General features: G+C 37.9%; 2 protein-coding genes. Both read left to right on the forward strand.

Features of this window, described 5'->3' with window-relative positions:
* Positions 1 to 726 (forward strand): winged helix-turn-helix domain-containing protein (locus tag AB4653_RS26455; protein ID WP_017082553.1); only part of this gene is annotated, 726 nt, incomplete at its 5' end.
* Positions 701 to 1,173, forward strand: a 473-nt coding sequence (locus AB4653_RS26460; RefSeq protein WP_372105710.1) for a hypothetical protein, incomplete at its 3' end; no start/stop codon positions are given. The genes AB4653_RS26455 and AB4653_RS26460, both read left to right, overlap by 26 nt.

Genomic DNA, 1,173 nt, shown 5'->3' on the forward strand with positions numbered 1-1,173 from the left:
ATGTGGGACTTTAGACCTCAGGAGTGCTTTCAACTTCGAAATAAAATATCAGGCGAAGAAAAGAGACTAACCCATACAGAAAGCCAGTTGTTATTGCTCTTACTTTCGAATAAACATCGAGTCGTAACTAAGTCAGAAATTCACAAAAAAATTTGGCTAGGAAAATGTGTTTCAGATGCCAGTATCACACACAGTATTGCTTCATTACGTCTAGCTTTAAATGATACAGCGGAAGCGCAATGTATCATTCGAACCGTACCTAAAGCCGGCTACTTTGTCGCTGAGAATAAAATAGCTCTAGCTTTAACCAACCAAGACCAATCCTATACTGGGCGCCCTGATAAGATACGAGCTCTTAAACTTAGGTGTTCTTGGCAAGTTGGAGTAATACTTTTATTAGTCAGTATGAACTTGTTACTGTTTTGGTTTTTGTTCATCCCTTCACAAAGCGAACCTAAACTGAACATGTCAAGGTTGAACTCTCAAACCAACACTTTTACGATCAAGAACAACGATTTCCATAGTCAACAGCTCCTAGAACAACTGATTAGACACCCTGATTTGAACAATGTGAATTTTTATATCACTTCAAATAAAACTAGGATTTATGTAAGTTGCATTCACCAGAATTCCTCATCACCTTACGGCCAAAGCATCAACTTCTCCATTGATATTAAGCGCGCTATAGAGAGAACTAGTAATGATATTGTACAAAAATGCCAATAAGCGCTACAGACTTGGCGTTGTCTTTTTACTTGCCTTGTTTCCTATTCAAATCTTTCTGAACGCATCGTTTATTCCTAGTTTTGCTAAAAACGCTACTACCCAAATAAGTAAAACGATTCTGACTTACGGTGAGACAATGGGAGACAATAAATACAGAAAAATCGACTACCACTTAAAACCTTATCTATGGAACCGATTTCTCTTACTTACTTCTATCCATTTCGGCAATGGGAAAAAGGTTGATACACAATTCCTTATTACCTTTTGGCCAAAATCTATTTATTCAATAAAATACATCAATAAGCTGGTTGACGCTCCAGAGTCAGAATATTTCGATTTGCCGGAGCAACATGTCCTTTTTGACGGGGGCGAAGAAATTTTTCAAACTTTGCGAGAAACCCCATACCAATATTGCTACATCCAACTGTCGAACAGCTCAGTTCTCCC

Origin of the sequence: Vibrio sp. 10N.222.48.A3 (genome assembly GCF_041475345.1) — a bacterium.
In the GTDB taxonomy this organism is placed as follows: Bacteria; Pseudomonadota; Gammaproteobacteria; order Enterobacterales; family Vibrionaceae; genus Vibrio; species Vibrio tasmaniensis_A.